Origin of the sequence: Lentzea sp. NPDC060358 (genome assembly GCF_042725365.1) — a bacterium.
GTDB lineage: Bacteria > Actinomycetota > Actinomycetes > Mycobacteriales > Pseudonocardiaceae > Lentzea.
Map to the genome: position 1 here is coordinate 1 of NZ_JBHXCW010000374.1, position 5,226 is coordinate 5,226.

Annotated in this window: 7 protein-coding genes; 2 read left to right on the plus strand and 5 right to left on the minus strand. The window is 69.2% G+C overall.

Annotation, left to right across the window (positions count from 1 at the left end; all coding sequences use genetic code 11):
• Window positions 1-30: 30 nt before the first annotated feature.
• Both ACFWGZ_RS39340 and ACFWGZ_RS39345 read left to right on the plus strand, forming a co-directional pair.
• On the plus strand, window positions 31-504 hold the full coding sequence (locus ACFWGZ_RS39340) for a hypothetical protein (RefSeq protein WP_382456683.1): 474 nt from the start codon (window positions 31-33) through the stop codon (window positions 502-504).
• A 5-nt stretch (window positions 505-509) separates the two neighbouring features.
• On the plus strand, window positions 510-1,481 hold the full coding sequence (locus ACFWGZ_RS39345) for a LacI family DNA-binding transcriptional regulator (RefSeq protein ID WP_382456684.1): 972 nt from the start codon (window positions 510-512) through the stop codon (window positions 1,479-1,481).
• Here the strand turns inward: ACFWGZ_RS39345 and ACFWGZ_RS39350 are convergent.
• From ACFWGZ_RS39350 to ACFWGZ_RS39370, 5 genes are all read right to left on the minus strand, one after another.
• Complete coding sequence (locus ACFWGZ_RS39350) at window positions 1,478-2,134, minus strand: hypothetical protein (RefSeq protein WP_382456685.1); 657 nt, start codon at window positions 2,132-2,134, stop codon at window positions 1,478-1,480. The genes ACFWGZ_RS39345 and ACFWGZ_RS39350 overlap by 4 nt on opposite strands.
• Window positions 2,131-2,964 carry an ATP-binding cassette domain-containing protein gene (locus ACFWGZ_RS39355; RefSeq protein ID WP_382456686.1) on the minus strand — a complete coding sequence of 278 codons (834 nt, stop codon included), beginning with the start codon at window positions 2,962-2,964 and terminating at the stop codon, window positions 2,131-2,133. The genes ACFWGZ_RS39350 and ACFWGZ_RS39355 overlap by 4 nt, the downstream gene beginning before the upstream one ends.
• Window positions 2,965-3,005: 41 nt before the next feature.
• Window positions 3,006-3,371, minus strand: a complete 366-nt coding sequence (locus ACFWGZ_RS39360) for a GntR family transcriptional regulator (protein WP_382456687.1) — start codon at window positions 3,369-3,371, stop codon at window positions 3,006-3,008.
• A gap of 149 nt (window positions 3,372-3,520) precedes the next feature.
• On the minus strand, window positions 3,521-3,715 hold the full coding sequence (locus ACFWGZ_RS39365; protein WP_325521500.1) for an MbtH family protein: 195 nt from the start codon (window positions 3,713-3,715) through the stop codon (window positions 3,521-3,523).
• A 22-nt stretch (window positions 3,716-3,737) separates the two neighbouring features.
• A complete protein-coding gene (locus tag ACFWGZ_RS39370) occupies window positions 3,738-4,985 on the minus strand; it encodes a lysine N(6)-hydroxylase/L-ornithine N(5)-oxygenase family protein (protein WP_382456688.1) in 1,248 nt (415 codons plus the stop codon).
• Window positions 4,986-5,226: the final 241 nt, after the last annotated feature.

Genomic DNA, 5,226 nt, shown 5'->3' on the forward strand with positions numbered 1-5,226 from the left:
GCTGAAGTGCGATCACGCCGGCAACCACGGATGACGGTGCTCCTGCTGGCAGGCCTTCTCGCGGCCTGCCAGCAGGCTCCACCCGCTCCCCCGCCCACCACCACGTCCGCCCCGACGTCCGCGCAGAACGGTTACGGCGCAACGGAACGCGCGTTCGTGGAACTGGCCATCGCCACCGACGAGCAGGCTCTCAGGCTCGTGCAGCTGACCGATCGGCCGGAGCTGGCGCAGAACCGCTCCACCGAGCTCGTGGAGCTGCGCAAGCTGCTCGACGGGCCGTTCGTGAACAACCACGGCGGGCACGACATGCCCGGCATGCCCACGGATGCGGAGATCGAGCTGGCCGCGAAGGACGGCGACGCGTTGAGGCAGTTCGTCCACGCGCACCTCACCGAGTCGCTGGAAGTGCTGCGCTCGGCCGGATCCGCGATCACGCACCCGCCCACCGCCGCGGTGGTCGACCTGATGGAGCGCCACCGCACGGCGGAACTGGCGGCCGGGTGAAGCGCGTGACGCTGGAGGAGGTGGCCCGTGTTGCCGGTGTGTCGCGCGCGACGGCGTCGAGGGTGGTCAACGGCGCCTCGACCGTCGACGAGTCGATGCGGCACGCCGTCGAGAGGGCCATCTCCACCACCGGCTACCTCCCGAACATCGCCGCGCGCTCGCTCGTGACGCGCCGCGCGGACGCCATCGGCCTGGTGCTGCCGGACGAGCGCCGCATGCTCGGCGACCCGCACCTGGCGAGCGTGGTCAGCGGCGTGACCAGGGTGGTCAGGCCGCTCGGCGTGCAGCTGGTGCTGATGATGACCGGCCCCGGAACCCGCGAGCAGGCGCTGAGCGACCTGCGCTGCGGCCGGCTCGACGGCGTGATCCTCGTGCACACCGACCCGGCGGACCCCGTGCCGGGCCGGTTGATCGCCGCCGGCCTGCCCGTGGTGCTCGCGGGCAGGCCGCTCAAACCGATGCCGATCACCTACGTCGACGTGGACCAGACCGCGGGCGCCGCGCTGGCCGGCCGCCGCCTGAAGGAGCTGGGACGGCGCCGCATCGCCACGATCACCGGCCCGCAGGACACGGCCGCGGGCCAGGACCGGCTCCAGGGCTTCCTCGCCGAGGTGCCGGAGGCGTGGGTCGTGCACGGCGACTTCACCCGCCAGTCCGGTGCCGCCGCGATGGACCAGCTCATCACCCTCTGCCCGGACGTCGACGGCGTGTTCATCGCCTCCGACCTGATGGCCGGTGGCGCGATCCCCGTGCTGCACCGCCACGGCCGCAGGGTCCCCGACGACGTGGCGATCGTCGGGTTCGACGACAGCACCGCCGCGCTGACGTGCGAACCCGAGCTGACGACGGTCCGCCAGCCGATCGCCGACATGGCCGCGGAGATGGCGCGCCAGCTGCTGCGGCAGATCACCGGGCAACCGGCGCCCGTCACGGCCGTGATCTTCGAACCGTCGCTGGTGGTGCGCGACAGCGGCTAACCGCGGACGCGGACCGGCATGTCCCGCACGACCGCCCACGTCCCGGCCAGCGCGATCGCGAACGCGGCCGCCGACACCCCGTACCAGCCCGGCCCGAGCAGGCCGGGCACGTCCGGGATGAACGGCAGCGTGCCGGAACCGGGGATCTGCGCCCTGGTGAGCGCGATGAACGCGAACGCCACCGGCAGCACGAAGACACCGCCGGGCCCGAACCTGCCGAACGCCGCCGCGCACAGCGCACCGGTCACGAACCACACCAGGTACATGAAGAAGTAGGCGGGCACGGCGCCGTGCTCGTCGGCGGTCCAGCCCATGAGCCCGTAGATCCCGCCTTCGAGCAGGTAGCCGAGCCACGCGAGCGCCGTCCCCGCCAGTGCCAGCAGGACCGCGAGCACGGACGTGCTCGCGAGGAAGTCGCGGCGCGTACGGCCGTGCGCGACGGCGATCGGCAGCACGTTGTGGATCGCGTAGACGCCCACCCACAACAGGAACCACGGCCCGATGTGGGACGCGACCACGTTCCAGGCGCTGATCTCCACCTCGCGGAAGAACGAGACCACGAACGTGAGCGCCACGACGAACGCGAACGCGCCGGCGGCGACCGCCGCGGAGAACCAGAGCAGGATCTTGGCCAGGTGCGGGAAGGTCTTCACCTCATCCCCCCGACGGGCTCGGTGAGGTGGACGAACAGGTCCTGCAACGCGATCGGGCCGAGCTCAAGACCGAGCTGCCGCGCGCGGACGAACTGGGCGTCCTCCAAGGCGCCGTAGACCATCGCGGACTTCGTGCGTCCCAACGACTTCTCGCTGAGCACGGTCAGGCCGGCGGTGAACTCGTCGACGTCCGCGGCGTTGCCGGTGACCTCGGTGCCGCGCGAGCGCAGCACGTCCGCCTCCTCCTGCAGCACCAGCCGCCCGGCGTCGATGATCAGGACCTCCTCCAGCAGCGAGGCCAGCTCCTCGATGAGATGCGTGGAGATCATGATCGTGCGCGGGTGCTCCATGAAGTCGCTGAGCAGCGCGTCGTAGAACGCGTACCGCGTCGGCGTGTCCATGCCGAGGTGCGACTCGTCGAGCATCGTCAGCGGCGACCGGCTGGCGAGCCCGAGCACGACGCCGAGCGCCGACCGCTGGCCCAGCGACAGCGCGCCGACCTTCGACTTCGGCGAGATCCGGAACAACTCGGCCAGCCGCAGCGCGTAGCCGTTGTCCCACGTGTCCCGCCACGCCGCGCCGTACTCGAGGACGTGGGAGACCTTGTCACCCTTGTCCGCGGCGTCGGCGGTGTGCCGGACGAGGCAGACCTGGCGCATCGCGGCGGCGTTCTCGAAGACCGGCGCACCGTCGAGCGTCACGGCGCCGACCGGCCTGCGGTACCCGGCGAGCGCCGACATCAGACTGGTCTTGCCCGACCCGTTGCGGCCGAGCAGCCCGTAGATCTTGTTGCCGGACAACGAGAAACTCATGTCGTCGACGGCGGTCACCGCACCGTAGCGAACCGTTAAGCCCTGCGCCTCGACACGCATCACACGCCCCCGTTCTCGTGCTGCTCGATGCGGCGGACGACCTCGGCGAGCGGAATCCCGATCGCCCGCGCCTCCGCCACCATCGGGTCCACGACCTCCCCGAAGAAGGTCTCCCTCCCCTGTGCCCGCAACATGTCGCGAGCCTGCCCGCTCACGAACATCCCGATCCCCCTCTTCTTGTAGAGCACCTGCTCGTCCACGAGCTGCTGGAAGGCCTTCGCCGCGGTGGCCGGGTTGATCCGGTAGTACGCGGCGTACTGGTTGGTCGACATGACCTGCTCGTCCGTCTTCAACGCCCCGCTCAGCACGTCCGCCTTGATCCGGTCGGCGATCTGCCGGTAGATCGGGCTCCGGTCGTCGAACACGGCGTCACTTCCTGGGTTCGTTACTCATGTAATGAACCATAGCAGTAGCGAAGCGGCGTGGACAGCACAAAGCGACGGCACCGCAATCCGCGGCACCGTCGCTCATCACCACCGACCGCCGGCGCGACCCGCAGGCCACGCCGGCGGGCTCACCTGATGGAGGCGGGACGCAGGTCCGTCCAGTTCTCCTCGACGTAGGCGAGACAGGCCTCGCGGCTCTCCTCGCCGTAGACCTTGGTCCACCCGGCGGGCACCTCCGCGAAGGTCGGCCACAGCGAGTGCTGCTGCTCTTCGTTGACCAGCACGAAGAATCGGCCCTGCGGGTCCTCGAACGGGTTGGTCATGACGTTCCTCTCACCAGTGCGCCTACTTGACTGCCTGAAGCTTCGACGCCGGCACCGCGGCCGGCTGCCGCAACACCGAGTCGAGGATCTCGCCAACACGCACAGCCGTGTTGGACAACAACGAGGACGTGATCCCGTGCGTGTGCTCGGTACCGCCCTGCAGGTAGATCCCCCCGCGAATCCCGCCCCCGGTGACGACGCGGTAGTCCCGGGTCACCTTCAACCGCCCGTGCTCGTCCCGCACGCACTCCCCGGCGAGCTCCCCGAGCACCCGAACGGGGTTGGCCGGCCGATACCCGGTCGCATACACGATCACGTCAGCCTCGACGGGCACCCGCGACCCGTCAGCGAGCGACTCGATGACGCACGACCCGTCGGCCCCCACGTCGGCAAGCCGCGATGTGTTGTGCAACAACAACCTCTGCTGCCCCACGACCTTCTCCCGGTACACCCGCCGGTACAGCTCCTCGATGAGGTCGTGGTCCACCACCCCGTAGTTGGTGTTGGCGTGGTACCCCATCAACCGCCGCTTGACCTCCTCGGGCGCCGAGTAGAAGTCGTCGACGGCGGCAGGGTCGAAAATCCGGTTGGCGAACGCGCTGTCGTCAGCGGGGCTGTACCCGTACCGCGCGAAAACGCCGTGCACCACCACCCCGGGAAACCGGTCGTGGAAGAACGCCACGGCCTCGGCCGCACTCTGCCCGGCCCCGACGACAACGACGTGCCGCGGGTCCCGCAACGACGAGACCCGGTGCAGCAGGTCCTTGTTGTGCCAGATCCGCTCCCCGGCCTGCACCCCGTCGGGCAGGTTGGCCTCGAGCCCGGTGGCCAGCACGAGGTTGCGAGCCCGAACCTCCGCGTCACCGGCAACAAAGGCGAACCCGTCCCCCTCAACACGCACATCACTGACCTCGGCCCCGTACGCCACGTGGTGGGCCACCCGCTCGGCAGCCCACTCGAAGTAGTCGTGGAACTCCTTGCGCAGCGGGAAGAGGTTCTTGTGGTTGACGAAGTCGATCAACCGCCCCCGGTCCCGCAGGTAGCACAGGAAGCTGAACGAGCTGGTCGGGTTCCGCAACGTGACAAGGTCCTTGAGGAACGACACCTGCATGGTCGCGTCCTCGAGCAACATCCCCCGATGCCACCCGAACCGGGCCTGCCGCTCGAAGAACCGAGCCCGGACAGGCAGCGAATGTTCCTCCACAGCGATCGCGAGAGCGAGGTTGGACGGCCCGAAGCCGATTCCGGCCAGGTCCAAAACCGGTTCCATCGCGATCCCTCCGAGCACTCCCTGGTGGCTAAGTAACCCTAACTTAACTAAGGCATACCTTAGCTAGTGCATTCGGACGTGATCCACGTCCTAGACCAGCAAACAGCGAGCACACGAGCAGACCTCAAGCGAAGCCGAAGGCCAGCAGCGAAGCCGAAGGCGAGCTTGCTTTTGCTTTTGAGCGCAGCTCTCAGCGGTGGGTGCCCCGTCACGAGTCGCGCCACAGCCCTCGCTGCAACGA

Coding starts and splice junctions, on each gene's coding strand:
- ACFWGZ_RS39340 (WP_382456683.1), top strand. CDS start 31: ATGACGGTGCTCCTGCTGGCAGGCCTTCTCGCGGCCTGCCAGCAGGCT.
- ACFWGZ_RS39370 (WP_382456688.1), bottom strand. CDS start 4,985: ATGGAACCGGTTTTGGACCTGGCCGGAATCGGCTTCGGGCCGTCCAAC.
- ACFWGZ_RS39365 (WP_325521500.1), bottom strand. CDS start 3,715: ATGACCAACCCGTTCGAGGACCCGCAGGGCCGATTCTTCGTGCTGGTC.